Annotated in this window: 25 protein-coding genes; 22 read left to right on the forward strand and 3 right to left on the reverse strand. The window is 41.7% G+C overall.

What is annotated here, in order from left to right; genetic code table 11:
* Positions 1 to 67: 67 nt before the first annotated feature.
* From KUG63_RS05985 to KUG63_RS06075, 19 genes are all read left to right on the forward strand, one after another.
* Positions 68 to 1687 (forward strand): acyl-CoA synthetase, encoded by a 1620-nt coding sequence (locus KUG63_RS05985; protein ID WP_287554411.1) that lies wholly within the window; start codon positions 68 to 70, stop codon positions 1685 to 1687.
* A 10-nt stretch (positions 1688 to 1697) separates the two neighbouring features.
* A complete protein-coding gene (gene icmF, locus KUG63_RS05990; RefSeq protein WP_287554413.1) occupies positions 1698 to 4970 on the forward strand; it encodes a fused isobutyryl-CoA mutase/GTPase IcmF in 3273 nt (1090 codons plus the stop codon).
* Positions 4971 to 5093: 123 nt separating this feature from the next.
* Positions 5094 to 6356 (forward strand): flagellar hook-length control protein FliK, encoded by a 1263-nt coding sequence (locus tag KUG63_RS05995; RefSeq protein WP_287554414.1) that lies wholly within the window; start codon positions 5094 to 5096, stop codon positions 6354 to 6356.
* A gap of 241 nt (positions 6357 to 6597) precedes the next feature.
* On the forward strand, positions 6598 to 7137 hold the full coding sequence (gene fliL / locus KUG63_RS06000) for a flagellar basal body-associated protein FliL (protein WP_073022959.1): 540 nt from the start codon (positions 6598 to 6600) through the stop codon (positions 7135 to 7137).
* Positions 7138 to 8145 carry a flagellar motor switch protein FliM gene (gene fliM, locus KUG63_RS06005; RefSeq protein WP_015006348.1) on the forward strand — a complete coding sequence of 336 codons (1008 nt, stop codon included), beginning with the start codon at positions 7138 to 7140 and terminating at the stop codon, positions 8143 to 8145.
* A 5-nt stretch (positions 8146 to 8150) separates the two neighbouring features.
* Complete coding sequence (gene fliN / locus KUG63_RS06010; protein WP_020162453.1) at positions 8151 to 8582, forward strand: flagellar motor switch protein FliN; 432 nt, start codon at positions 8151 to 8153, stop codon at positions 8580 to 8582.
* Positions 8582 to 9016: a flagellar biosynthetic protein FliO gene (fliO, locus tag KUG63_RS06015; RefSeq protein ID WP_287554416.1), complete on the forward strand. Its 435-nt coding sequence runs from the start codon at positions 8582 to 8584 to the stop codon at positions 9014 to 9016. The genes fliN and fliO overlap by 1 nt, the downstream gene beginning before the upstream one ends.
* Positions 9013 to 9744: a flagellar type III secretion system pore protein FliP gene (fliP, locus tag KUG63_RS06020; protein WP_020932250.1), complete on the forward strand. Its 732-nt coding sequence runs from the start codon at positions 9013 to 9015 to the stop codon at positions 9742 to 9744. The genes fliO and fliP overlap by 4 nt, the downstream gene beginning before the upstream one ends.
* Positions 9745 to 9756: 12 nt before the next feature.
* Positions 9757 to 10026: a flagellar biosynthesis protein FliQ gene (gene fliQ / locus KUG63_RS06025; protein WP_020932251.1), complete on the forward strand. Its 270-nt coding sequence runs from the start codon at positions 9757 to 9759 to the stop codon at positions 10024 to 10026.
* Between the two features lie 39 nt (positions 10027 to 10065).
* Complete coding sequence (gene fliR, locus KUG63_RS06030) at positions 10066 to 10821, forward strand: flagellar biosynthetic protein FliR (protein ID WP_223253231.1); 756 nt, start codon at positions 10066 to 10068, stop codon at positions 10819 to 10821.
* A 1-nt stretch (position 10822) separates the two neighbouring features.
* On the forward strand, positions 10823 to 11968 hold the full coding sequence (flhB, locus tag KUG63_RS06035; RefSeq protein WP_015006342.1) for a flagellar biosynthesis protein FlhB: 1146 nt from the start codon (positions 10823 to 10825) through the stop codon (positions 11966 to 11968).
* A 24-nt stretch (positions 11969 to 11992) separates the two neighbouring features.
* On the forward strand, positions 11993 to 14083 hold the full coding sequence (flhA, locus tag KUG63_RS06040; RefSeq protein ID WP_020162449.1) for a flagellar biosynthesis protein FlhA: 2091 nt from the start codon (positions 11993 to 11995) through the stop codon (positions 14081 to 14083).
* 23 nt (positions 14084 to 14106) lie between these two features.
* Complete coding sequence (gene flhF / locus KUG63_RS06045; RefSeq protein WP_020932253.1) at positions 14107 to 15411, forward strand: flagellar biosynthesis protein FlhF; 1305 nt, start codon at positions 14107 to 14109, stop codon at positions 15409 to 15411.
* Positions 15404 to 16261: a MinD/ParA family protein gene (locus tag KUG63_RS06050; RefSeq protein ID WP_015006339.1), complete on the forward strand. Its 858-nt coding sequence runs from the start codon at positions 15404 to 15406 to the stop codon at positions 16259 to 16261. Before flhF ends, KUG63_RS06050 begins: the two co-directional genes overlap by 8 nt.
* A gap of 32 nt (positions 16262 to 16293) precedes the next feature.
* Entirely contained in the window at positions 16294 to 16989 is a 696-nt protein-coding gene (locus KUG63_RS06055; RefSeq protein WP_198003986.1) for an RNA polymerase sigma factor FliA, read from the forward strand.
* Positions 16990 to 17081: 92 nt separating this feature from the next.
* Positions 17082 to 17819: a flagellar motor protein gene (locus tag KUG63_RS06060; protein ID WP_016390021.1), complete on the forward strand. Its 738-nt coding sequence runs from the start codon at positions 17082 to 17084 to the stop codon at positions 17817 to 17819.
* A 3-nt stretch (positions 17820 to 17822) separates the two neighbouring features.
* Positions 17823 to 18836: a flagellar motor protein MotD gene (gene motD / locus KUG63_RS06065; protein ID WP_020162447.1), complete on the forward strand. Its 1014-nt coding sequence runs from the start codon at positions 17823 to 17825 to the stop codon at positions 18834 to 18836.
* A 17-nt stretch (positions 18837 to 18853) separates the two neighbouring features.
* Entirely contained in the window at positions 18854 to 19015 is a 162-nt protein-coding gene (locus KUG63_RS06070; protein WP_020932254.1) for a hypothetical protein, read from the forward strand.
* Positions 19015 to 19407 carry a DUF2802 domain-containing protein gene (locus KUG63_RS06075; RefSeq protein WP_015006334.1) on the forward strand — a complete coding sequence of 131 codons (393 nt, stop codon included), beginning with the start codon at positions 19015 to 19017 and terminating at the stop codon, positions 19405 to 19407. The genes KUG63_RS06070 and KUG63_RS06075 overlap by 1 nt, the downstream gene beginning before the upstream one ends.
* Here the strand turns inward: KUG63_RS06075 and KUG63_RS06080 are convergent.
* Genes KUG63_RS06080 through KUG63_RS06090 form a run of 3 tightly spaced genes read right to left on the reverse strand, consistent with a single transcriptional unit; the run spans position 19404 to position 22270 of the window.
* Positions 19404 to 19697, reverse strand: coding sequence for an EscU/YscU/HrcU family type III secretion system export apparatus switch protein (locus KUG63_RS06080; RefSeq protein WP_020162445.1), 294 nt, complete (start codon positions 19695 to 19697; stop codon positions 19404 to 19406). The two genes, KUG63_RS06075 and KUG63_RS06080, sit on opposite strands and share 4 nt — an antisense overlap.
* Complete coding sequence (locus KUG63_RS06085; protein ID WP_020932255.1) at positions 19697 to 21013, reverse strand: flagellar hook-length control protein FliK; 1317 nt, start codon at positions 21011 to 21013, stop codon at positions 19697 to 19699. The genes KUG63_RS06080 and KUG63_RS06085 overlap by 1 nt, the downstream gene beginning before the upstream one ends.
* 18 nt (positions 21014 to 21031) lie before the next feature.
* Complete coding sequence (locus tag KUG63_RS06090; protein WP_020932256.1) at positions 21032 to 22270, reverse strand: HDOD domain-containing protein; 1239 nt, start codon at positions 22268 to 22270, stop codon at positions 21032 to 21034.
* Positions 22271 to 22371: 101 nt separating this feature from the next.
* On the opposite strand from KUG63_RS06090, the gene prmB reads away from it, so the two are divergent.
* From prmB to KUG63_RS06105, 3 genes are read left to right on the forward strand one after another with little or no spacing between them, the layout of a single operon-like run.
* Positions 22372 to 23292: a 50S ribosomal protein L3 N(5)-glutamine methyltransferase gene (prmB, locus tag KUG63_RS06095; RefSeq protein WP_020932257.1), complete on the forward strand. Its 921-nt coding sequence runs from the start codon at positions 22372 to 22374 to the stop codon at positions 23290 to 23292.
* 24 nt (positions 23293 to 23316) lie between these two features.
* Positions 23317 to 24423 (forward strand): chorismate synthase, encoded by a 1107-nt coding sequence (gene aroC / locus KUG63_RS06100; protein ID WP_020932258.1) that lies wholly within the window; start codon positions 23317 to 23319, stop codon positions 24421 to 24423.
* Positions 24424 to 24457: 34 nt separating this feature from the next.
* A complete protein-coding gene (locus KUG63_RS06105; protein ID WP_020162440.1) occupies positions 24458 to 25648 on the forward strand; it encodes an MFS transporter in 1191 nt (396 codons plus the stop codon).
* The last annotated feature ends 112 nt before the right edge of the window (positions 25649 to 25760 follow it).

A 25760-nucleotide genomic window follows, 5' to 3' on the forward strand; every position in this document is an offset into this window, starting at 1 on the left:
ATTTTTGACTCATAATTGGCCAGTGTTAAACTGATTAAAAGAATAATAATAAAAATAGGGGAAGCGTATGTTTAATATGACAAATTATGATGATGTCAAAGCATCATTCAGATTAGAAACGCCGGCACTTTATAACTTTGCTTTTGATGTCATTGATAAAAGAGCGCAAGAAGCCGATAAATTGGCGTATATCGAAGTCGATAGTACGGGCGAGAATATTCGATATTATCAATTTAGCGATCTTTCTAAACGATCTAATCAATTTGCAAATGGCTTGCTAAGCTTAGGCGCTAAAAAAGGCGACTTGGCTTTTGTTATGATTCCCCGAGTTGGTGAATGGTACTCAGTAATGCTGGGCTGTTGCAAATTAGGTGTGGTAACGATGCCAGCTACTAATTTGTTAACCTCACAAGATATTGAATATCGTATCAATCGCTCAAAGGCCAGTATGGCAATTGTGAGTGCCAATAACGCAGATAAGGTTGAGGCGATTAAAAAGAACTGCCCTAGTCTTAAGACGCTGATTGTTATTGGAGAACCAAAAGAAGGTTGGTGTACATTTGAATCACTTACTCAACCTGCAAGCACTCATTTAGATAGGTCACAATTAGCACCGAGCAAAGCATCAGATTTAATGATGATTTACTTTACCTCTGGTACGACAGGAATGCCAAAAATGGTGCCACGAGATAACGCCTATGCACACGCCCATACGATTACGGGTAAATATTGGATGGATCAGCAAGAAAATGATATCCATTGGACGTTGTCTGACACGGGTTGGGCTAAAGCAGCCTGGGGAATGTTGTATTCACCATGGCAAATGGGGTCTGCAATGGTGTTGTTTGATGGTGTGGGTTTTGATGCCGAATTACACTTGAAATTAATTGAAAAGTTAGGAGTAACAACATTCTGCGCGCCGCCAACCGTTTACCGAGTATTTGCTCAAATGGACTTATCAAGCTATAACTTAAGTTCAGTTCGTCATGCGTTAGGAGCAGGTGAGCCGTTAAACCCGGAAGTGATTAAAGCTTGGTATAACGCCACGGGTGGAAAAATTTACGATGGCTATGGTCAAACCGAAACCATTAATATTGTTGCCAACTACCCATGCATGCCTGTTAAACCAGGCTCTATGGGTAAGCCGGTACCGGGTGTTAATGTGCAAGTTGTTGATGAAAAAGGTGATATTTGTGCGGTAGATTGCATTGGCAGTATAGCCATTGAACTAACAGAGCCGCTTCAGCCGGGTATGTTTGAGGGCTATTGGCAAGATGATGAAGCAACGGCAATGTGTTTCAAAAACGGTTGGTACTATACGGGAGATAATTGTAGCGTCGATAAAGACGGGTATTTTTGGTTTGTTGGGCGCTCAGATGACATGATTAATTCATCGGGATACAGAATTAGCCCATTTGAAGTAGAAAGTTCTTTATTAGAACACCCTGCCGTTCTTGAGTCAGCGGTCATTGGAAAGCTAGATGAAGCACGTGGCGAAGTAGTTAAAGCGTTTATTATTTTAGCCAGTAACTATCAACCTAGTGATGAGCTGAGACGAGACATTCAAGCCTTCATGAAAAAACAGACAGCACCTTATAAATACCCACGAGAAATTGAATTTGTTGAGTCATTACCAAAAACAATTTCAGGAAAAATAAGGCGTATTGAACTAAGGCAAAACAGTTAGGAGTTATAGCATGTCAGTAGCACAAGAGACGGTCGTTGACCCCAGTAAACTTGTAAAATATAAAGCTAATAACCACGTGCGTTTTATTACCGCAGCCAGTTTGTTTGACGGTCATGATGCGGCGATTAATATTATGCGCCGTATTCTTCAATCAACGGGGGCTGAAGTTATTCACTTAGGGCATAATCGTTCGGTACAAGAAGTGGTTAATGCAGCTATTCAGGAGGATGTGCATGGTATTGCAATAAGCTCTTATCAAGGCGGACATGTTGAATATTTTAAATACATGATTGACCTGTTAAAAGAAAAGGGGGCATCGCATATCAAGGTCTTTGGAGGCGGCGGTGGGGTTATCGTGCCAGAAGAAATTGAACAGTTGCATGCCTATGGTGTGTCTCATATATTTAGTCCAGCCGATGGGCAATCATTACAGCTACAAGGGATTATCAATGAGATGATCGAAACATCGGACTATGACCTTGCACAGGTGGGTATACCTGATGATTTTGATGATTTGAATGAACACGGGTATCGAAAATTATCACGTCTTATTACAGGCTTCGATGAAAATACGGTTTCAAAACAATCTACTGATGCAATCAATGTGCGTGCTAAGGCGTTTTCAAAAACCCCTGTGTTGGGTATTACGGGAACCGGTGGTGCTGGTAAGTCGTCCTTAACAGATGAGCTTATTAGACGTTTTAATATTGAGCTTGAGCATTTAAAAATTGCGGTTATTGCCATTGACCCTACCAAACGTAAAACGGGTGGTGCCCTATTAGGCGACCGTATTCGTATGAATGCGATTAATCACCCGAATATTTATTTTCGATCGATCGCAACGCGCAACACGAAAGGCGAAGTCCCTGAAGCATTACCAAACATTATAGATGCCTGCAAAGTTGCAAATTTTGATTTAATTATTGTAGAAACCCCAGGCATTGGGCAGGGTGATGCGGGTATTGTTCCGTTTGTTAATGTATCGATGTATGTGATGACGCCTGAGTTTGGGGCAGCCAGTCAGTTAGAAAAAATTGATATGTTGGATTTTGCTGATGTAGTGGTGATTAATAAATTTGATCGCAAAGGCAGTGACGATGCTTTTCGCGATGTTAGAAAGCAGTATCAACGTAATTACGAACTCTTTACAACCCCGATCGAAGAACTGCCAATTTATGGCACTATCGCATCAAAATTTAATGATGATGGGGTAACGGCGTTGTATCAGGGCTTATTAAAAATCTTCGAGAGCAAAGAGCTTAACAGCTGGGAAGGTGACTTTTTTGCTCAAGTAGCCATCAAACGCTCAACAACAAGTAGCGCGATTATTGCTGTTGAACGGCAACGTTATTTAGCTGAAATTGCCGAAACAGTGCGTGATTACCATAAAAAAATCGAACAGCAAGTCACCGTTGCACGAGAACGTCAGCAATTGAAACAAGTGCAACGTATGTTGGGTGAGCCTGCAAGCGACGAAGCCTTCAATAGACAAATTTTGAAGCGTGAAAATGCGCTCGATCCACGTTGTAAAAGATTGCTTGATGTTTGGGAAGATACAAAAAAAGCCTATAAAGAAGACACCTATGTGAACACTATTCGGGATAAAAAAGTGACAACGAATATAGCAACATACTCTTTGTCAGGCACCCGTATTCCAAAAGTCTCAATACCCGCTTATGAAGACGATGGCGAACGATTACGTTTTTTATTAAAAGAAAATTTACCGGGAAGCTTTCCGTATACCGCCGGTGTGTTTAGTTTTAAGCGCGAAGGTGAAGACCCAGCCCGTATGTTTGCGGGTGAGGGCGACCCCTTCAGAACCAATCGACGTTTTAAATTATTGTCTGAAAGTTCAGAGGCAACACGGCTATCAACAGCCTTTGATTCGGTAACACTGTATGGCAATGACCCAGGTGTGAGGCCCGATATATATGGGAAAGTTGGCAATTCGGGCGTTTCTATTGCTACTTTAGACGATATGAAAGTTTTGTTTGATGGTTTTGACTTATGCGCACCAACAACATCCGTTTCGCTAACGATTAACGGCCCAGCGCCAACCTTATTGTCGTTCTTTTTAAATACCGCTATTGATCAACAGTGCGATAAATTTGAAGAGGAAAAAGGACGCTGCCCCTCAGAGGACGAACGCAATGAGATTAAAGATTGGGCTTTATCGAATGTACGAGGTACCGTTCAAGCAGATATTCTTAAAGAGGATCAAGGTCAAAACACGTGTATTTTTTCGACAGAATTTAGCCTGAAAATGATGGGTGACATCCAACAATATTTTATCGATAAACAAGTCCGTAATTTCTACTCAGTCTCGATCTCGGGTTACCACATCGCTGAAGCGGGCGCGAACCCTATTTCCCAGTTGGCCTTTACCTTGTCAAATGGCTTTACTTATGTAGAAACCTATTTGTCACGAGGTATGCATATTGATGATTTTGCCGCTAATTTGTCATTCTTTTTTTCTAATGGTATGGACCCGGAATATACCGTTATGGGCCGAGTAGCGCGGCGAATTTGGGCCGTTGCAATGCGTTTTAAATACGGGGCAAATGATCGCTCACAAAAATTAAAATACCATATCCAAACATCGGGCCGTTCATTACATGCTCAAGAGATGGATTTTAATGATATTCGGACTACTTTGCAGGCATTGATTGCCATTAATGACAACTGCAATAGCCTTCATACCAACGCATATGATGAAGCGGTGACAACACCAACCGAAGAGTCTGTCCGCCGTGCGATGGCAATTCAACTTATTATCAATAAAGAGTACGGCCTTGCAAAAAATGAAAATGCCTTGCAGGGGGCTTTTATTATCGAAGAGCTGACTGATTTAGTCGAAGAAGCAGTGCTACGCGAATTTGAACGCATTTCTGAACGTGGTGGTGTGCTCGGTGCAATGGAGACGGGGTATCAACGTGGGAAAATTCAAGATGAATCAATGAATTATGAAATGTTGAAACATACAGGTGAGCTGCCAATTATTGGGGTAAACACGTTTAAAAATCCAACGGCTGATGAGTCCGTAACGTCTATCGAATTGGCGCGCTCCACGGAAGAAGAAAAACAAAGTCAATTGCATCGATTAAAGGCTACCCACGAAGCAAACGAAGATAAGGCCGTAGAAGCACTGCATGATTTACAACAGGCGGTGCAAAATAATGAGAACGTTTTTGAGGTGTTAATGGAGGCAGGTCGCTATTGCTCATTGGGCCAAATTACAGAGGCGTTTTTTGAGGTCGGCGGACAGTACCGCCGGAATATGTAGGCGGTAGTAATCTAAAAATAAGCTTGATAAAACTAAAGCTAAGACCTAGTTGTTAAGGCTTTTATTGATCTGGCATGCCAATTGCTCTGTTGTAAACATATTTAAAGCAATATGGAGATGGCAATGGACGTACCAGCTATATTAAGTCCACAGATGGGTAGCGCCTCGAAGGGTGCTGCTGATTCGGTTATAAGTGATTCCAGTCGCTCAAACGATGACGGGTTTTCAAAACATTTTGAAAAAAATATAGACCGTCTTAATAGGCAGAGTCATGAACCAGCATCATCGGATAAACATGCTGAAAACACTGGTAACACGGCGGTTGTTGTTAATAAGACTAATGCGCCGGAAGCTGCTTCATCCTCCAAGATTGTAACGGCTGATGAAACTCAATCAGAACAAACGGCAACGGTTACCGAGGTGCTATCTAACGCTTCAGGGCAACTGCATGAAGACGTCATTATCGTAGAAAATACAGCTGAGATACCCACAGAGGTAGGCGTAATATTAGTTGAGCCTAAGCTTGAAGCAGGGGAAGCTATGGCTGCGATTAGCGGCAATGAATTGCCACCAGCGGCAGCTTTGGGCGGCCCATTAAACAGCGATATATTGGCTAATGCTAATGTGCGCGACAAAGATATAGTGTTTGACCCACTAACGGCCGGACGGTTGCCGGACCAGAGGGGTAGATTGAATGGGAAAGGTGGCGAAGTGAATTTTTTGAATTCGTCGGCTACGCTGCCATCCTTAAATAAGCCTCAATCTACAAGTCTGCCTGATGCACTTGTAGGTGATTTAAAAAACACAGTGTCTGATACGGTAAACTCCATGTTTACTCAGCAAACGGCAGGCAGTAAAGCTTTACCAGTAACAGAAGGCTTGTTATTAAATGTAGGGGCACCGGTTGCTGGGCAAACACAACATGCCGTAATTGATAAGGCAAATTTGCAGCTTGATACGCCAATGAACAGTCAGAAGTGGGGGGAGCACTTCACCCAGCGAGTACAGTGGGTAGTGGGCCAATCCATGTCTGGCGCCCAGATTAGGTTGAACCCTCAGCATATGGGGCCTATTGAGGTCAGAGTCCAAATGCAAAATGATCAAGCAATGGTGTCATTTACTGCACAACATGGTGCAACAAGAGAAGCCATTGAGGCGGCTCTTCCCCGCTTACGCGATATGTTGAATGAGCAAAACGTCAACGTGGTGGGTATTGATGTATCGCAACATTCATTTAGTGATCAACGTGAACAAGCTTCCAATAGCCAAGAAGGTGGAATGGCTCAATCAGATGAGTTTAATCGGGACACCGGTGAATCAATGTTTGATTCACAAGATGCTGAACAAGTACGACGATACACTGGTTTATTTAGTGACTTTGCCTGACGTTTAAATAGACAGTTAGTTAGGATGTTTTAAAAGCCTAAGTTGTTCTAAGAACACTTAGGCTTTTTTACGTTTAGGGTGGTTAAATTTTGACAAACACCAAAAATACTAGGTTGCTTAATGACTTGATTTTGACGCCTGAGCATTAGTTTATTATAAGTCATTGAAAAATATTGATTTAATATATGGCACAGCAATTGCTATTACTGTTTTTATGTAATAACTTTTGGACGTAAATATTATGGCAGACGAAGAGCAAGAGCAAGAAACAGCAGTTGAAAATGCGGCGGGTTCTAAAAAGAAGTTAATTATGATCGCGGGCGGTGTTGTGTTGGCCATTATACTGCTAGGCGCTGGCTTGTATTTCACAGGTTTTTTTGAAGCAGAAAAAGGTCCGGTTGTGGGTGAGTCAACAGAAGCTATTGAAGAAAAAGCAGATGAACAGAATGCTGATGAGGCTGAAGCGGTAGCCGTTTATCAAGCATTGACGCCGCCGTTTATGGTTAATTTTTCAGACGGCAATATAAAGGTCTTAAAACTGGCTATCAGTATTATGGTCGATGATGAAGGCGTTATTGATGCGGTAAAAAAACATGACCCTGTGATTCGAAACAATATTCTAATGATGCTGTCTGCTCAAGATCCTGAAGTACTTAAAACATCAAAAGGAAAAGAACAGCTGCAATCAGATGTTAAAGAAGAAATTAATAAAATTTTAGTTAAGAGAAGTGTCTCTTCTAACGTAAAAGAAGTCTTTTTTACAGACTTGGTCATGCAGTAAATGTCTGATTCGGATTTATTATCGCAAGATGAAATTGATGCCTTATTGCAAGGTGTCGATGGTGGCGATGTTGAAACAGAAACAGGCGTTGATGCGCCAAACGGTGAGGCGAGCAATTATGACTTTAATAGCCAAGATAGAATCGTGCGTGGGCGAATGCCAACACTTGAAATGGTTAATGAGCGCTTTGCACGTTATTTCCGCATTAGCCTGTTTAACTTCTTAAGGCGCTCAACAGAGGTGTCTGTATCAGGCATTCAAATGTTGAAGTTTTCAGAATACGTCCAAAGCCTGTTTGTACCAACTAACTTAAATATTATAAAAATAAAGGCCTTACGTGGGTCAGCCTTGTTTGTTTTTGACCCAAGCTTGGTCTTTATGATTGTGGATAGTTATTTTGGCGGTTCTGGAAAATTTCATAATACGAGCGAAGCACGCGAATTTACAGCAACAGAAATACGCGTAGTTCGAATTGTTTTGGACATTGTTTTTGAAGACTTGATGAAAGCATGGGAGCCGGTTTTAAAACTTGAGTTTGAGTATGTTAATTCTGAGGTAAACCCTCAATTTGCCAATATCGTTAGCCCGACAGAGGTGATGGTGGTATCGACTATTCATCTTGAGCTTGAAGGGGGTGGCGGAGATATTCAATTTAGTTTGCCATACAGCATGTTAGAACCGATTCGTGAACTGTTAGATGCCGGTATTCAAAGTGACCGTGGTGATATTGATGTACGTTGGAAGTCTGCATTAAGGAACGACATTAAAACAGCAGATGTGGATATTAACTGTGTATTACTAAAGAAAGAAGTTTCACTTAAAGAGGTTTTATCCTTTAAGGAAGGCGATATTTTACCGATTACCTTACCAGAGCAGGTCATTGTTGAGTCTGGAGAAATGCCATTGTTTAGAGGCAAGCTTGGTGAAAGTAATGGACACTTTGCGGTGAAACTTCAAGAGAAGATGGAACGTGAAGAAGTGAAGATTTTGGTCAATGATGAGGAATAAAGAAAATGAGTGATGACGATAATACTAATGACACTTCTGACCTAGGTGGGACAGCAAATGAGCCATCAGATAACAATGCTGATTGGGGCGATGAGAGTACTAATGAACATGATGATGCACAAGCAGCAGCGTTCGCACCTGTCTCTGATACCAGCGCGCCTAGCAGCATGGACAGCGAAATAAATCTGGATGTTATTTTAGATGTGCCAGTGACTGTTTCAATGGAAGTGGGTAATACAAAGATCAGTATTCGTAACTTACTTCAGCTAAACCAAGGCTCGGTGATTGAGTTAGACCGCCTAGCTGGTGAACCGATGGATGTGCTGGTGAATAAAACGCTTATCGCGCGTGGTGAGGTAGTGGTTGTGAATGATAAGTTTGGCCTGCGTTTAACGGATATTATCAGCCCCGCCGAGCGAGTAAAGAAGCTGAAGTAATGAACTACTTACGGGCTTTATCATTGATGTTCACTTCAACAGCTGCCTTCTCATCGGTGCCAACTGCTATTGGTTCGAATAGCGTAGATCCGTTGTCTACAGCGAATCTAACGCAGTGGACGATAGGTTTGTTCTTTGTTTTATTGCTGATTCTTATCGTTGCTTGGGCCGCAAAGCGTTTTACAGGGCTAGCCTCTAGTCATAAAGGTCATTTGAAAGTACTGTCTGGTGTGTCGTTGGGGCATCGAGAAAAAGCAGTCTTGATACAGGCGGGTAATCAACACCTGCTACTTGGTGTTGCACCGGGTAGGGTGGTGACCTTGCATACCTTTGAGGCCGGTGAAATATCTCAAAGCCTTAGTCAGGAAGAAGCAGTACCGACAGCTTTTCAAGACAGTTTAAAAAAAGTAATGAATAAAAAGGGCGCAGAATGAAAAGGCCACTATTGTTTATTATTTTTTTCTCTCTTGTTCCCATGACGAGTTTTGCGGCGAATGGCATTGAGGCCATTACTATCGCTGGAGACGGTAAAAGTTATTCGGTCACGCTGCAAATATTAGCAGTTATGACATTGCTGACAGTTTTACCAAGCTTGTTAGTAATGATGACCTCGTTTACACGAATCATTATTGTTTTTTCCATTCTTCGCCAAGCGATGGGCACACCACAAACACCTAGCAATCAAATTTTGTTGGGGCTGGCTTTATTTTTAACTTTTTTCATTATGTCGCCAGTGTTAGAAAAGGCGAATGAAGAGGCTCTGCAACCTTATTTAAACGATCAGATAGCGGCAGATATAGCTATTACAAAAGCAATAGAGCCGTTTCGTGGCTTTATGTTGCGCCAGACCAGAAGTGATGATTTGGAAATGTTTGCCAGAATTTCTGGAGCGGAGCCTATCACAGATGAGTCAGATGTGCCGTTATCGCTGTTATTACCGGCGTTTGTGACCAGTGAGCTAAAAACAGCGTTTCAAATTGGGTTTATGATCTTTGTTCCTTTTCTTATCATCGATATGGTCGTGGCCAGTGTCTTGATGTCGATGGGTATGATGATGTTATCTCCATTGATTATTTCCTTGCCATTTAAGCTGATGTTATTTGTTTTAGTAGATGGCTGGTCGCTGATTATGGAGACTTTAGCCGCGAGCTTCTTTACTTAGGAGGTAGAACTAATGACACCTGATAGCGTCATGAATTTAGGCGAGCAAGCCTTGCAAGTAACGGTCCTTTTATCGGCACCTATTTTATTATCGGCGTTAGCCATTGGTTTTATTGTTGCGATGTTTCAGGCAGCAACACAAATTAATGAGCAGACATTAAGTTTTGTTCCTAAGTTATTGATCATCGTTGTTGTTTTATCTATTGCCGGGCCATGGATGTTGCGCTTAATTATTAATTTTACGCGCCAAACATATCTAAGTATTCCTGATTTAATCGGTTAAGCGGATACTCTAAGCGTGGTCTATAGTGAACAACAAATCATGGCTTGGGCATCGAGTTTTTTTTGGCCCTTGCTTCGCATAAGTGCCATGTTTATTGCAATCCCTGTGTTTAGTGGGCGTTTTGTTGATAATAAAATTCTTGTTGGCGCAGCATTGATGGTGACTTTTTTTACGCTTCCTCTTTTACCTGAACACCGAGCGATTGATGTGTTGAGTCATGAAGGCATTATGACGGGGTTGCAACAATTATTGATTGGCCTGTCAGTGGGGTTTGTTTTGCAGTTGGTATTCAGTGCTATTATTTTTGCAGGACAGGGAATTGCTTACAGTATGGGCCTAGGTTTTGCCTCGATGATGGACCCAACTACCGGCGTCAGCGTACCGGTGGTTAGTCAATTTTATTTGGTACTGGCTACTCTTTTGTTTTTAACACTTGGGGGGCACTTGGTGTTAATTGAAATGTTGATCGATAGTTTTAATACCCTACCGATTGGTGATATCGGCATGGAGCGTTCGGACATTTGGTCCATTATTGCCTGGTCAAGCAGAATTTTTTCAGCTGGGCTATTAATGGCATTACCAGCCATTGTGTCGTTATTAATGGTCAATATTGCCTTCGGTGTTGTTACAAGAGCAGCGCCACAACTTAATATTTTTGCGGTTGGTTTTCCCATTACACTCATTTTAGGAACATTATTAATGTGGGTTACCCTTACGTCAGTACTTGGAAATTTTACCAATTTGCTGGCAGAAAGTTATGGTGTGATTGGCGACTTTTTACGGATAAGGCGTTGATATGGCGACTGATAACGACCAAGAAAAAACCGAAGAACCCACCGCCAAACGTGAGGAAGACGCCCGAAAAAAGGGTGATATTGCACGCTCTAAAGAACTGAATACGGTCGTTGTTTTAATGGTGGGCTCGGTGATGATTTGGATGACCGGTGAGCGCATCATGAAAGGCATGTGGCGCGTGATGGAAGAGGCTTTTACGATAGAAAGAAGCACTTTGTTTGACCCTTTAGCATCAATTAACAGCCTTCAGTTCGCTATGCAGGAGGCACTAATGTTCGTGGCCCCTTTTTTAGCGGCGATGGTGGTTGCTGCGTTAGCGGCCCCTATTGCGATGGGGGGCTGGTCATTTAGTGCTGAAGCCTTTGCTCCTAAGGCAAGCAAAATGAATCCGCTTGAAGGCTTTAAGCGAATGTTCGCGATGCGCAGTCTAATAGAGCTGGTTAAATCTTTACTTAAGTTTGGCTTAATATTAGGCATTATGGCTTTGTTAGTGGATATCTATTTGCGCGAGTTTATCTATCTTAGTCAATTACCGTTAGAAAATGCCTTGCTTCGAGCCAGCGATGTGATGACCTTATCTTTTGTCATTTTATGCTCGTCTTTATTATTGGTCGTGGCGATTGATGTGCCGTTTAGTTTATGGGAATACAAGAAAAAGCTAAAAATGACGCTTCAAGAAGTGAAAGATGAAATGAAGCAGACCGAAGGGCGGCCCGAAGTAAAAGGTAAAATACGTCAATTGCAACAAGAAATGTCACAAGGAAGAATGCTAGAAGCGGTACCACAGGCTGATGTTATTGTGACCAACCCCACGCATTTTGCAGTAGCACTTAAATACGAGGAAGGTGGAAGCGATGCCCCCATCGTTGTTGCTAAAGGTGCGGATTTAATAGCCGCGAAAATAAGGAATATTGCGGTTGGTAATGGGGTTACGCTGGTTTCAGCGCCACCTTTAGCTAGGGCCTTATTCTTTACGACGGAAATTGATCAAGAAGTCCCTAAAGGGCTTTACCTAGCGGTAGCTCAAGTCTTGGCATATGTTTATCAATTACGAATTGCAACACAAAAGCGCTGGAAGAAACCAGTCGCGCCAAGTGATATTTCTATTCCAGATGAATACAAAAAATATACAAACAACACCGATTAGCGTTTAACAAGGTAGCAATAGACGATGAATTTTAACGACATTTCAAAAATTTTATTAGATTTCGCGCGAAATGGTTTAGGTGCACCCATTTTGATTATGGTCATCTTGGCGATGTTGGTGCTGCCATTGCCACCCTTTTTGCTGGATATGTTATTTACCTTTAATATTGCGTTGTCGTTGATTGTTTTATTGGTAGTGGTTTATGCATTACGGCCACTGGATTTTGCTGTTTTTCCAAGCTTCTTATTGGTAGCTACGCTATTACGGCTTAGTTTAAATGTTGCATCAACGCGGGTGGTTTTACTTGAGGGGCATAATGGTGGTGATGCTGCCGGTAAAGTGATCGAAGCATTTGGTGCGTTTGTTATTGGTGGTAACTACGCGGTTGGTTTAGTAGTTTTTAGCATCTTGATTATCATTAACTTTGTGGTAGTTACAAAGGGTGCAGGCCGTGTTTCAGAAGTGAGCGCTCGGTTTACTTTGGATGCAATGCCGGGTAAACAAATGGCTATTGATGCAGACTTAAATGCGGGGCTGTTAACACAAGATGAAGCACGTGACAGACGAGCAGAGATTAGTCAGGAAGCTGATTTTTATGGTTCGATGGACGGGGCTAGTAAATTTGTTCGTGGTGATGCTATTGCAGGCATTTTGATTCTACTAATTAATATTGTTGGCGGCCTTGGTGTGGGTGTGTTGCAACACGACTTGGCTTTTTCTCAAGCAATGGAATATTACACATTGCTAACAATTGGTGATGGTCTTGTGGCGCAGATCCCCGGCTTATTACTCTCTACCGCAACAGCCATTATCGTGACGCGAGTGAATAGTAATCAAGATATGGGTGAGCAGGTGTCACTGCAAGTACTTAGTAACCCGAAAGCATTGGCTATTGCTGGTGCGATTATTGGCGTATTAGGGTTGATTCCAGGAATGCCCAACTTAGTGTTTATGTCATTGGCCGGTGCCTTAGGTTATGTTGCTTATTTAATGCATAAAAAACAGCAACAGGCAGAATTAACACCTGTTGAGCTTGATTCGCCTGTACAAGCATTGCCAGATGAACCAAAAGAACTGTCTTGGGATGATGTGGCCCCAGTCGATATGATTGGCCTAGAGGTGGGCTATCGGTTGATTCCCTTAGTTGACAAAACGCAAGGTGGTGAGCTGATGTCAAGAATTAAAGGGGTACGGAAAAAGCTCTCGCAAGAATTAGGCTTTTTAATTCCATCTGTGCATATTCGTGACAACCTAGACTTGGCACCGAATGTGTATCGCCTAACATTGATGGGCGTTAATATTGGCGAGGTTGAAATTCACCCTGATAGGGAATTGGCGATTAATCCAGGCCAAGTATTTGGTGATATTCAAGGCATTGCTACAAAAGACCCCGCGTTTGGTCTAGACGCGGTTTGGGTTGACTCATCGCAAAAGGACCAAGCACAAACAATGGGCTATACCGTTGTTGACCCTGGGACTGTTGTGGCAACACATTTAAGTCAGATTATTCAAACACATGCGCATGAGTTATTAGGCCATGAGGAAGTCCAGCAAATGCTCGATACGCTGAAAAAGTCAGCGCCAAAACTGGTTGAAGACTTAGTACCAGAAACCATTTCATTAGGTACAGTTGTTAAAGTGCTGCAAAATTTATTACAGGAAAATATTCCGGTTCGAGATATGCGAACAATTGCCGAGACACTGATTGAACATGGGCGTAGCAGTCAAGATGCTGGCGCATTAACAGCGGCCGTTAGAATTGCCCTTGGCCGCTCAATAGTCCAGAAAATCAGTGGCTTAGACAGTGAACTGTCAGTGATTACTTTAGATCCAGATTTGGAACGCTTATTGCAACAAAGCTTACAAGCGTCAGAAGATGGTAGCGCAGGATTGGAACCAGGGTTAGCAGAAAGAATGATAAATGCATTGCAAGAAAGTACTCAAAAACTAGAAATGGAAGGGAAAAGTGCCGTTCTTCTAGTCTCTGGCTTTTTGCGCCCTTGGTTAGCTCATTTTGTTCGCCACTCAATATCAACATTAAATGTTTTGTCGTATAACGAAATCCCTGAGGATAGACAAGTTCGTGTTGTTGGGAGTGTTGGGCAAAATGGATAATAGACTTTACGAGGTTATATTCGATGAAAATTAAACGTTTTTTTGCTCCCGATATGCGTGAAGCACTTAAGCTGGTCAAAGAGCAGCTGGGTGCGGATGCGGTTATCCTATCAAATAATAGAGTAGACGGTGGCGTCGAAATTGTGGCGGCTAAGGATTATGATGAGCAAGCCATTCAAGCAGCGGCCGATAAGAAAGAAACGTTGCTAGATGCTAGGTTGGATGAGGAGCTAAAAGATGACAGGGTGTCAATAGACTGGAATGAGCCGCCTAAGCAGGCGTTTAGAGAGGACTATACGCCGGGCCACAAAAAACCGGCGCTGAAACAACGGTTAGTTAAACCAAAACCAGCAAAAAACAAACCGGCAGGGGTTGAGCCAACATGGGTTGAAGACCCAGCTATTAAGGCAGTTAAACATGAATTAGACATGATGCGGCATGAGTTTAGAACCGTATTAAACGAATTGTCTTGGTCAGACCGGACGCAACAAAACCCAGTACGAATTGATGTTATTAGACGATTGTTGGATACCGGGTTTTCAAAAAAACTAAGTGTTAAGTTGGCCGAAACGGTTGTTACAGAAACAGAGCTTGAAGAGGCGTGGCTTAATTGCTTAACACTAGCCGCCGATTCACTACCTATCATGGAGAACAAAATACTTGATGACGGTGGTTTGGTCGCTTTAGTGGGCCCTACAGGTGTGGGTAAAACCACCACTATCGCAAAAATTGCTGCACGTTTTAGAATGCGTCACGGGCCTGATTCATTAGCATTAATCACAACAGATAATTTCCGTATTGGGGCTCATGAGCAATTGAGTAATTTTGCTAGAATTTTAGGTGTGCCTATGCGTGTTGCTTCTACCGAAGAGGATTTCCAAGATGCATTAACGGATTTCGTCGATAAACGGTTGGTATTGATCGATACAGCTGGGATGAGTCAACGAGATATTCGGATGACAGAACAGTTCAAATTATTGCAAGACGATAAGTTTGAGATAGATAATTATTTGGTCATTTCGGCGACTACCGAATCTAGGGCTATGCGCGAAGTGATTAAAACGTTTGCAGATGCAGAGCCAAAAGGCTGCATTCTTAGTAAATTGGATGAAACAGATTGCCCTGGCAGTGCACTATCTGCCATTATTGAACAACAAATACCCTTGGGTTTTGTAACAGATGGGCAACGAGTACCTGAAGATCTCCATTACCCATCTGCCAGCGAGCTTATGGCAACGTTTATTGAACCCAGTGAATTATTAGCAGATGAAGAAGATATTGGTTTATCTGTGTTATTAGATGGGTCTTCGCGACATGCGAATGTTTAAAGAAGGCTTGAATCAAGCATCAGGAATGAAACAGATGACAAATAAAAAACCTGTGAGAGTGATTGCAGTAGCCAGTGGTAAAGGTGGGGTGGGTAAAACAAATTTATCTGTAAACCTGGGAATCGCTTTTTGTAAATTAGGCCGAAAAGTTGCGCTGCTTGATGCAGATATGGGGTTAGCCAATGTTGATATTTTGCTGGGGCTGCACCCGGAATTTAATTTAACCCATGTGTTAAGTGGGGAAAAAACGTTAGACGAAATTGTTGTTGAAGGCCCTCAGGGCTTAAAAGTCATTCCAGCCTCATCAGGTGTTCAGCATATGGCAGAAATGGGCACGCTGGAACAAGCTGGGATTATTAATGCGTTCAGCGAATTTCAAGAAGAAATTGATTTATTATTGGTTGATACCGCAGCGGGCATTCATGGCGGTGTGATTAATTTTGCAAGGGCTTGTCAAGAGGTGTTGATTGTTGTTTGTGATGAACCAACGTCATTAACCGATGCGTATGCGTTGATTAAGTTGTTAAACCGTGATCATGGCCTGTCTCGCTTCCATATTATTACCAATATGGTGGAGTCGCTTCAACATGGGAAAATGCTGTACCAAAAGCTCTGTAAAGTCACGGATCAATATCTTGATGTAGCGCTGTATTTTACAGGTGCTGTTCCATTTGATCCAAGTCTCCGTAAGTCAGTTCAAAAACAACAAGCAGTACTTGAGTCTGCGCCAAATAGTCACGCCGCCGTAGCGATTAAAAACCTAGCAAATAAAATTGATCGATGGCCTGTGCAACGGGGTGCGGCAGGTTATCTAGAGTTTTTTGTAGAACGGCTTATTCAGGCGAGTTAAATAGGAGAGTTGACGGAGTGAACGGCATTGCGATGTATACCAACCTTCAAGCAAAAACTGCTGGGGAACTGGTTGCTACACATGCGCCTTTAGTTAAACGCATTGCTTATCACTTATTAGCGAAACTACCGGATACTGTTTTAGTAGAAGACCTTATTCAAGCAGGTATGATAGGTTTATTAGAAGCCTCTAATAACTATAAAGATAACTATGGGGCTAGTTTTGCAACGTATGCTGGAATTCGCATACGAGGCGCCATGTTGGATGATGTTAGGCGCACCGATTGGACGCCTAGGTCGGTGCATAGAAAAGCGCGTCAAATTACTGAAGCGATGCGACGTATTGAACAGCAAACTGGGCGAGATGCGCGTGACACAGAAATAGCCGCGCTGCTAGATATCACAATAGAGGAATACCATAAAATATTGCAAGATAGTACATGTTGTCGGTTATTCAGTACCGATGAGATGGAGGGAGAAAGCGACCAAGTCTCTACAGAAAATATTTTAGAAAACATCAATGAAGAAGACTTTAGAGTGGCACTAGCAGGGGCCATTTCTAGCTTGCCGGAAAGAGAGCAAATGGTCGTATCATTGTATTATGATAATGAACTAAATTTAAAAGAAATAGGCAGTGTATTAGGGGTAAGTGAATCACGAGCGTGTCAAATTAATAATCAAGCAATGCTTCGCTTGAAATCACGTTTGGTAAATTATGCGCCCTCATAAGCATCAGGTATTAAGCCTAATAATTAAGACAATGGAGCTGTATTGATGATTTTTCATTCGATGTTATTCGCCCTAAACCAGGAGAGTGTAATTTGGATATTTTGACCATTTTGGGCGTAATTATTGGCTTTGGTGCTATTTTAGGTGGCAATTTTATGGATGGTGGCCACCTGTCTGCGTTGATTAATGGCCCGGCAGCCTTGATTGTGCTGGGTGGAACCATTGGCGCAGTTTTGCTGCAATCACCCGCAAAAATATTTTTTGGTTCACTTAAGTTATTAAGCTGGGTGCTCTTTCCTCCTAAGCTTAAGCTAAAACAGTCAATCACTAAAATTATTGAATGGAGCGAAATTGCTAGACGTGAAGGGTTACTCGGTCTAGAAGCGGTTGTTGATGATGAAGAAGATGAGTTCGCTAAAAAAGGAATGCAATTATTGGTCGATGGAGCTGAACCAGAAGTAATACGCGATATATTAATGCTTGAATTAGAAGCGCTAGAAGAAAGGCAGTTGCTGAGTGCAAAAGTGTTTGAGTCGATGGGTAGTTATGCACCAACAATCGGCATTATTGGTGCTGTTATGGGTCTTATTCATGTTATGCAAAACTTGTCCGACCCAAGTAAATTAGGAGCTGGTATTGCAACCGCATTTGTTGCAACCATCTATGGTGTAGGCTTAGCTAACTTATTATTTATTCCTATGGCCTCCAAATTAAAAGTTCAAATTCAAGCATACTCGCAATCTCGAGAAATGATGATAGAGGGGATTGCGGCGATAGCCGAAGGTGAAAATCCACGGAATGTTGAGATAAAGCTTCAAGGGTATTTATAGTCAATGGCAAGACGCAAAAAAAAGCTTGAAGAGGTTGAAAACCATGAGAGATGGATGGTTTCTTATGCGGACTTCATTACCCTTTTATTTGCCTTTTTTGTGGTGATGTATTCGGTCTCGTCGGTGAATGAAGGGAAATATAGAGTGTTATCAAGCACTTTAGATGGCGCTTTTAAAGGTCAGCCTAGAACCATGAATCCAATAGAAATTGGCGATGTTCTGCAAAATAAAGCGCTGATTGAAAGGCTGATGGAGCTGGAAGGAGGGGGCGATAAAATGATTCCTGAGCTATTTTCTGAGGCCAAACCACAACAAACAGCTAAAATTGTTGATAGTGACATTGACAGTGATCAAACAATAAGTGAAGCGAAAGTCTTAGGCCAGTTAGCCGACAATTTGGAGTCTGGTTTGTCCCCATTAATAGATAGTGACCTTGTGTCGGTTAAAAAAAATGACCTTTGGGTCGAAATTGAATTGAACAGCAAAATGTTATTTGGAAGTGGTAATGCGAGCTTGTCTGATGAAGCGTTAAGAGTCTTATGGCAAGTCGCCAAGCCAATTAGAAAATTAAATAATACGGTGCAAGTAGAAGGATACACGGATAATATTCCGATAAATTCATTTGAATACCCTTCTAATTGGGAATTATCTGCCGCACGCTCAGCCAGTGTTGTTCATTTATTGACTAAATATGGGATCGATCCGCAACGTTTGGCGGCGGTTGGTTATGGCGAACACCACCCAGTTGAGGATAACCGAACCCCAGAAGGGCGTGAAAGGAATAGACGAGTGGTTATTGTGGTTCAATCGAATGCTATTTCACGTTTTGCAGAAAAAAGAAAATCAGCGCAGGCGGTTATTGAAGAGCCTATGGTTGTTGAAAAGAAAGCGGTCGAATTGCAAGAAGCGATTGAGTTGCCAATGGGTAATGTGAGTGAATCAAATGAATCGACAGCTGAAAAAATAGAGAAGCTTGAGAAAGCCAAAAATAGTCGGTTTAATAAATTTTTGAATTAATATATGGGTTAGTAAAGATGACCGGTATAAATAAAATAACACCAAGTAGAGCTGTTCGTCCTGTTAAGCCGAACAATAAAAATAAACCAGATGCTCAAACAAATAAAAAAATTGAAAAGCAACGACCAAAAGATACTGAGGATGACTCAGTGCCTAAACATATAGACGAAAGGGTTTGATGGAATTTTATATACCTATAGTTGTTACCGCGCTGCTGTTGGCGGTGGTGATGCTGTTTTTTCTAACCTATAAACAATGGTGTAGAACTAAAGCACTAGAGTCTACAGTTAGCCACCTTGGTAAGAAACTTAACACGGTTCAACATGATATTTCAGCCCTTTGTGCGAGTGGTTTAGGTGTTGATGAGCGCGTGGGTGGGGCAGAGCGGCGTGTTCGTAGTTTAATGGGCCGTATAGAAGAATTAGAAGAAAGCGATACGTTTGAGCACTTACAAGAGTTCCAAGGTGCGATAGAGTTGGCGCAAAAAGGGGCTAGCGCTGATGAAATTGTTGAAAAGTGCCACCTAACAGTTGATGAAGCCAGTTTACTGATTCGCTTACATAAGGCTTAGTCTGGTTGCTCTGTATAGTTGTCTGGTACTTTACCGGATAGTAAATAAGCAAAGGCAATGACTTCTGCAACGGCTATATAAAGTGCTTCGGGAATTTCATCTCCGAGAGGAATACTACTGAGTATTTTGACTAATTCTGGGTTGTGATCAAAGGGGATGTCATTAGCAATAGCAAGGTCAATAATGTCCTGTGCAAGATCACCCCTACCTTTTGCGGTTATAGTAGGTGCATGTTGACCGTCGTATTTTAAAGCAATGGCAATATCAGCAGGGTTTACTATGTCAGTCATTAGGCCTTCTCACTTAAAATAGATTCGCTAGGTTTGTTGTTTTGCATTATCGGGCCTGGCCCTTCTTGTAACTGAATACTATCGGTCTTTAAGTTGGCGCGGCTAAGTTGTTCTTTGAAGGTATTTAAGTGACGATCAATTAGCTGCCGTGTTTCGAGTTGTTCTGCCCAAAAATGACTGCTGATTTGATGGTTTTGAAGTGTGAGTTTGTTTTTAATGAGGCCTAATTTTGGAGGGTTCATTTCAAGCGAAACGACCCATTGAGGGCTCGTCTCATTCGTTTTTTTACGAGAGGGGTCTTCTTGTTCAATTTTTAGAAAAACAGACTCCGTAGCTTGTTGGTTTAGAAACGGAATTTCAATTTGCCATGTTTGGCGGCCGGTACTGTTATCGATATTGCTGCTTGCCAGTTGGTTTAGCGTTATTTTAGAAAGCGCACCTTCTGTTTTATTGAGTAAGGCCTTTATTTGTTGGTCGAATAATTGCGCTGCGCTTGCCTGTTGTGTCATAACGGTAGGTTTTACTGAGGACGATGGTGCCGCTTCTTTCGTTAGCCTTTGTGGCTGCGCTTTTTGTTGGCTTGCTGTGGAGTTTGGCCAGGCATTCAATAATTGTATGAGTTTAATAAGGTTTGCCTTTATATCAACGCGAGAGAGCTCAGTAGATTGTTGGTTTAATGCTTTAGTGGCTAAATGTTCGAGTGGAAGCTGATGTTTCGTTGTTGCGTTATCAGAATGGTTTTTTAAAGCGGCTTTATTGTCCAACAGCATTTTTTGTAAGGTTGGTTCTAAAAACACACCTGAGTGCTGGACTGCGTCTTTTAGTCCCGCAGCTGTTGTTATATTTTTTTGCTTGGGCAAGGTGTGAATAATATTATTGGCTAAACGCCGAAGCTGAAGTAATTGCAGCGCCAGTTCTTTTGACTGAGTCAGCGCTGATTGAACTGTTTGCTTATTAATCCCAGCAAGCACTTCGCCGAGTGGCTGATGGAAATCACTGACGGGAGTTTGTTTTGGAAGTAAGTGACGTAAGCTTAACGGTATTTGTTGATTGGCTTGTGGTGGCTGTTTAACGTTTAGGATCAGTTCAGTAGGCGTTCTGTCGACTATCACGTTAATCGTTTGACCAACAGTGACGGGAATATTTGTTTTTACCGCTATCAGTTGATTACCTAAACGGATAATAACGTCATGCTTATTGGCTAATTGATCGACTATTTTTACTTGTAAGGGTTGGCCGGTTTGGAGCTTGTCTATAATTAAAGCAGTCTCCCTAGTTGCTGTTGTTACGCGGGTTGGGAGGCTAGGTATTTCCAATGAAAAAAAAGTCGCTATTTAATTGAAAAGTTGTTTAACTAGAGCTAGTTCTTCTTGCGAGTTTTCCAGCACATCAAGAGAGTCATTAGGGTCTCTTAATAGTTTAGATAGCCGGTTATAAGCAGGTGTGGATGAGGCTTCTGGGTAGCTATCTTGGTGGAGAGTGTTTCTAAAACTAAGTAATTGGGCAACAATAATAAGGTCTGTATAATTAGCAGGCTGGTCATTTTTTCGTTCCCAATTTTCAGCATTACTAGTTAATTCAATAAAATCGTCAGTGAAATTCCATTTTTTTAAGACCATCTTTCCAAGAACAGGGGAGAGCTTTTTAAGTGTATATTGAACATCTGTTTTGTTATGTATTAAGTTTGGGTGTTTATCTGCATGAGTTAAAATAGGAATGGAGCCGATATCGTGTATTAAGCCGGCCAGCATGGCCTTATCGGTATTAAAACCTTTGAGCTTTTTAGCCATCACAGCACAAATTCCAGAGACATCTCGGCTGTGAAGCCATAACGCTGAGATCAAATCCTTTATGTCTTTTGTTTTAGCATTAAAAACCATTCTCATGGTAAATGTTGTAACGAGATTGCTAGTCGCTTTTATACCTAGTCGAGTTATTGCAAGAGGAAGTGATTCAATTTTTTCGCGGCCCCTAAACAATGGACTATTAGCGACTTTGATTAGCTGAGCGGTTATGGCAGGATCTTGCTGAGTAAGTTGCGCAATAGTGTCCGAGGTTGCGTGAGGATTCGAGATTGCTTTACGAACTTTTATAGCTGTTTCAGGGATAGATGGTAAGGTAAGTTTATTAGCTTGCATCTCTTGAGTGATTTCAAAGTAAAGTTGGTTGTATAGCAAGGGGTCTTCACTTTCCTCGAGAATTGCCATATTACTGTTGGGTAGTGCTTCGTTTAATAAATTATCTAATGTGCTGCGCTCAATAGATAAAACGGTGACTTCTTCAACGGCAGTAGCCGTAGCTTGGTGTGGTAACGAGTTGTTAATGGGGAAACGTGCTTCTATTTTACCACCTTCAATGATTCTTTCTTTGTTGTTAGCAAACGTCAGTTGTACTTTGCCTTCTAACAAATAAATTTGCTTATCGTCACTTTTTCCCACAGAGAATAAAATACTATTAGCATCATATTGTTCTGTTTTTACCATTCCTTGAAGTTGTTGTTTACTATTATCAGAGAAATTTCTGATAGGAAATAGAGAGTTAACTTCTTCGTTTGTTAAGCTTCTGCTGGACATTATTTAAACTGCTTTTTTAAACTGCTTTGATAAGGTATTAATTGAGTTAAAATTATCACCCATTAATTTATTCAGTTAAATATAGCCCTTTCTATGCCCTTATGACAATTAAAATACAAAAAATAAAGACAATTAATGAACTCATTACTGAGGGCGCTAATTTATTTGCTGATGCAGGGCTTTATTTTGGCCATGGGACAGATAATACACTAGATGAAGCCAGTTATATTGTGCTGGGCATCACAAAGAATTTACCGTTAGATAATGAGCAGATATTATCGTCAGAGGTGAGTGTTGATGAACAGCAAAAAGTTTTAGATGCTTTTGAGCGTAGAATAGTAGAAAGAATTCCTGCTGCCTATTTAGTGGGTGAAGCGTGGTTTGCTGGCCTACCTTTTTTTGTTGATAATAATGTTCTTGTCCCTCGTTCGCCATTCGCAGAACTTATTGAAGACCGGTTTGCTCCTTGGGTGGATAGCTCAAAAATAAATAGTATTCTAGATTTATGTACCGGCAGCGGTTGCATAGGGATTGCTAGTGCGTTTAGCTTTCCTGAGGCAAAGGTTGATTTGGCAGATATTTCAGCGTTGGCGTTAAATGTTGCTAATAAAAATATACAGCGGCATAAGCTTGCAGACAGGATAGAGGCTATAGAGTCAGATTTATTTGAAGGCTTGGCGAATCGGCAATATGATCTGATTATTAGTAACCCGCCATATGTTGGGCATGAGGAGCTTTCTAATTTACCTGACGAGTTTTATAAAGAACCTCAACTTGGTTTGGATGGTGGAGTATCGGGTTTAGAATTGGTGCATAACATTCTTGTGAAGGCTCCAGAATATTTAAAAGAAGGTGGGGTGCTTTATGTTGAAGTTGGAAACACAGATGAGGCTTTGCAACAATGTTACCCAGTAGTCCCCTTTCTATGGCAAGAGTTTGAGTATGGTGGACATGGTGTTTTCATGTTAACGAAAGAACAATTATTAAAATATCACACGCTATTTCAAGCTAAACTAGCGTAATTAATTAACAGTAATAATACGAATATGTCAGGAAATTCAATAGGAAAAATTTTTACGGTGACTAGTTTTGGAGAAAGTCATGGTCCGGCTATTGGCTGTATTGTAGATGGCTGTCCTCCGGGATTAGAGCTATGCGAGGCAGACTTACAAGGTGATCTTGATTTAAGAAAACCTGGTACATCAAGACACACAACACAACGACGTGAAGCTGATGAAGTAAAAATTTTATCGGGTGTGTTCGAGGGGAAAACAACAGGGACTTCTATTGGGCTGTTGATACAAAATACAGACCAGCGTTCTAAGGATTATTCGAATATCAAAGAAACCTTTAGACCTGGGCATGCAGATTATAGCTACCAGCATAAGTATGGTTTTCGTGACTATCGTGGTGGTGGGCGTTCTTCTGCCCGTGAAACGGCAATGAGAGTAGCCGCTGGCGGTATTGCAAAAAAATATTTGCGAGAGAAATTTGGTGTTGAAATTAAAGGGTATTTGGCTCAATTAGGACCAATTAAAATTGATGTGGTTGATATGGCCTATGTCCATGAAAATCCATTTTTTTGTCCAGATCCCAGTAAAGTAGGTGAATTAGAAAACTATATGGATGCATTGAGAAAATCAGGCGATTCTGTTGGTGCACGGGTCAATGTTACTGCAACAGGTGTCCCTGTAGGGTTGGGTGAGCCGATTTTTGATCGCCTTGATGCCGAACTGGCGCATGCTTTAATGAGTATTAATGCCGTCAAAGGTGTTGAAATTGGAGGGGGCTTTGGCTGTGTGGAGGCGCTAGGTACGGCGTTTCGAGATGAAATAACGCCAGAAGGATTCCTCAGTAATCATGCCGGCGGTATTTTAGGAGGTATTTCTACTGGTCAGGCGATTTCGGCCAGTATCGCCTTGAAACCCACATCCAGTTTACGAATTCCTGGTCAGTCTGTCGATATACATGGGCAGCCCATAGAGGTTGTTACTAAAGGACGACATGATCCTTGTGTAGGCATTAGAGCAACCCCCATTGCAGAAGCGATGATGGCCATTACGTTAATGGATCATATGCTAAGACACACAGGACAAAACAGTGATGTGAAATCAGCGGCACCTATTATTCCAGCGGGAGACAGCTCGTTATAGTGTTCACTAATAGTCTGGCATAAGGTTTATTTCGTTGGCTAATCAAAAATTGCCTTATTGGCGGTTATCTGGGTTCTATTTTTTTTATTTTGCATCCTTAGGTGCACTCACGCCGTATTTAGGCCTGTATTTAAATTCTATTGGCTATATGGCTGTGCAAGTAGGTTTGGTTTTTGCTGTGATGCAAGGAACTAAGCTGGTTTCGCCGAGTATTTTAGCTTGGATATCTTCAGGGTTTAATGACCGAATGAGACTGATCCAGTTGGCCTCTTTTGTATCCGCGGCGGCTTATACCTGTGTGCTATTTGAGCAAGAATTTGTTGCTATCTTGTTGATATTTTTTGTTTTTAGTTTTTTTTGGAATGCCATGTTGCCGCAGTTTGAGGCAGTGACATTAACTAAATTGGCGCAGCGAACAAACCTATATAGCGGAATAAGGTTATGGGGTTCGGTGGGGTTTGTTGTGACGGTGTTGGGTGTTGGCTATGTGCTGACAGTCATCGGTTTAGATGAATGGCCGCTCTTGGTCAGTCTGTGCTTGGTGATGATTTTTTTATCTAGCTTGCTGCTGAGTGAAAAAGGGCGAAAAAAACATCCAACAAAGGGACCTACGATTTATTCCATTTTGAGCAAAAAGGCAATAGTCGCATTTTTTATGGTGGTTTTTTTAATGCAAGCCTCACATGGAGCCTATTACGCATTTTTTTCGATATTACTCGATAAGTTAGATTACAACGAAACTGAAATAGGCCTGTTATGGTCGTTAGGCGTCTTTGCTGAAATTGCGATATTTATCATAATTCAGAAGCTTTTTCATCATCTTCAATTACGGTTTGTTTTATTGTTAAGTATATTTTTAACCATTATTAGATGGTTAATTATTGCTTGGCTAGCAGAAAGTTTGGTCGCGCTGTTAGTGGCGCAACTATTACATGCCGCATCTTTTGGCTCATTTCATGTTGTTTGCATACAGTTAACACATCACTACTTTAAAGGTGCGGCGCAAGATAAAGGCCAGGCTTTATATACGAGTATTGGTTATGGGGCAGGTGGCATGTTTGGTGGGCTGCTAGCGGGCTTTCTTTGGGATGCGTTTGGTTCGCAATGGGTATTTACTATGGCCTCTTTCTTGAGTGCAATAGCATTTTTTGTTGCATGGAACTGGGTGGAACGAGGTAATTCTGAGGACTTAGCAGCCACAGGCGAAGGCATTAGTTCTGTCTAATTAAGCGCTGATCTGATTTCAACAGATGAACAAATAAACTAGCAGTTAGTTTATGCTTATATGAGTTATTGATAGAGGCTTTATAAACAACTAATATCGTCAGTACTGCTTG

This window comes from Cycloclasticus sp. (assembly GCF_019090545.1).
Classification (GTDB): Bacteria; Pseudomonadota; Gammaproteobacteria; order Methylococcales; family Cycloclasticaceae; genus Cycloclasticus; species Cycloclasticus pugetii.

Excerpts from the sequence above, each read along its gene's own strand:
- icmF (WP_287554413.1), top strand. The coding sequence starts at position 1,698 with ATGTCAGTAGCACAAGAGACGGTCGTTGACCCCAGTAAACTTGTAAAA.
- KUG63_RS06080 (WP_020162445.1), bottom strand. The coding sequence starts at position 19,697 with ATGACTGACATAGTAAACCCTGCTGATATTGCCATTGCTTTAAAATAC.
- fliR (WP_223253231.1), top strand. The coding sequence starts at position 10,066 with ATGGCTTGGGCATCGAGTTTTTTTTGGCCCTTGCTTCGCATAAGTGCC.
- fliP (WP_020932250.1), top strand. The coding sequence starts at position 9,013 with ATGAAAAGGCCACTATTGTTTATTATTTTTTTCTCTCTTGTTCCCATG.
- KUG63_RS06070 (WP_020932254.1), top strand. The coding sequence starts at position 18,854 with ATGACCGGTATAAATAAAATAACACCAAGTAGAGCTGTTCGTCCTGTT.
- flhA (WP_020162449.1), top strand. The coding sequence starts at position 11,993 with ATGAATTTTAACGACATTTCAAAAATTTTATTAGATTTCGCGCGAAAT.
- KUG63_RS05985 (WP_287554411.1), top strand. The coding sequence starts at position 68 with ATGTTTAATATGACAAATTATGATGATGTCAAAGCATCATTCAGATTA.
- aroC (WP_020932258.1), top strand. The coding sequence starts at position 23,317 with ATGTCAGGAAATTCAATAGGAAAAATTTTTACGGTGACTAGTTTTGGA.
- fliQ (WP_020932251.1), top strand. The coding sequence starts at position 9,757 with ATGACACCTGATAGCGTCATGAATTTAGGCGAGCAAGCCTTGCAAGTA.
- KUG63_RS06055 (WP_198003986.1), top strand. The coding sequence starts at position 16,294 with ATGTATACCAACCTTCAAGCAAAAACTGCTGGGGAACTGGTTGCTACA.
- fliL (WP_073022959.1), top strand. The coding sequence starts at position 6,598 with ATGGCAGACGAAGAGCAAGAGCAAGAAACAGCAGTTGAAAATGCGGCG.
- KUG63_RS06050 (WP_015006339.1), top strand. The coding sequence starts at position 15,404 with ATGTTTAAAGAAGGCTTGAATCAAGCATCAGGAATGAAACAGATGACA.
- KUG63_RS06075 (WP_015006334.1), top strand. The coding sequence starts at position 19,015 with ATGGAATTTTATATACCTATAGTTGTTACCGCGCTGCTGTTGGCGGTG.
- fliN (WP_020162453.1), top strand. The coding sequence starts at position 8,151 with ATGAGTGATGACGATAATACTAATGACACTTCTGACCTAGGTGGGACA.
- fliO (WP_287554416.1), top strand. The coding sequence starts at position 8,582 with ATGAACTACTTACGGGCTTTATCATTGATGTTCACTTCAACAGCTGCC.
- motD (WP_020162447.1), top strand. The coding sequence starts at position 17,823 with ATGGCAAGACGCAAAAAAAAGCTTGAAGAGGTTGAAAACCATGAGAGA.
- flhF (WP_020932253.1), top strand. The coding sequence starts at position 14,107 with ATGAAAATTAAACGTTTTTTTGCTCCCGATATGCGTGAAGCACTTAAG.
- prmB (WP_020932257.1), top strand. The coding sequence starts at position 22,372 with ATGACAATTAAAATACAAAAAATAAAGACAATTAATGAACTCATTACT.
- flhB (WP_015006342.1), top strand. The coding sequence starts at position 10,823 with ATGGCGACTGATAACGACCAAGAAAAAACCGAAGAACCCACCGCCAAA.
- KUG63_RS05995 (WP_287554414.1), top strand. The coding sequence starts at position 5,094 with ATGGACGTACCAGCTATATTAAGTCCACAGATGGGTAGCGCCTCGAAG.
- fliM (WP_015006348.1), top strand. The coding sequence starts at position 7,138 with ATGTCTGATTCGGATTTATTATCGCAAGATGAAATTGATGCCTTATTG.
- KUG63_RS06090 (WP_020932256.1), bottom strand. The coding sequence starts at position 22,270 with ATGTCCAGCAGAAGCTTAACAAACGAAGAAGTTAACTCTCTATTTCCT.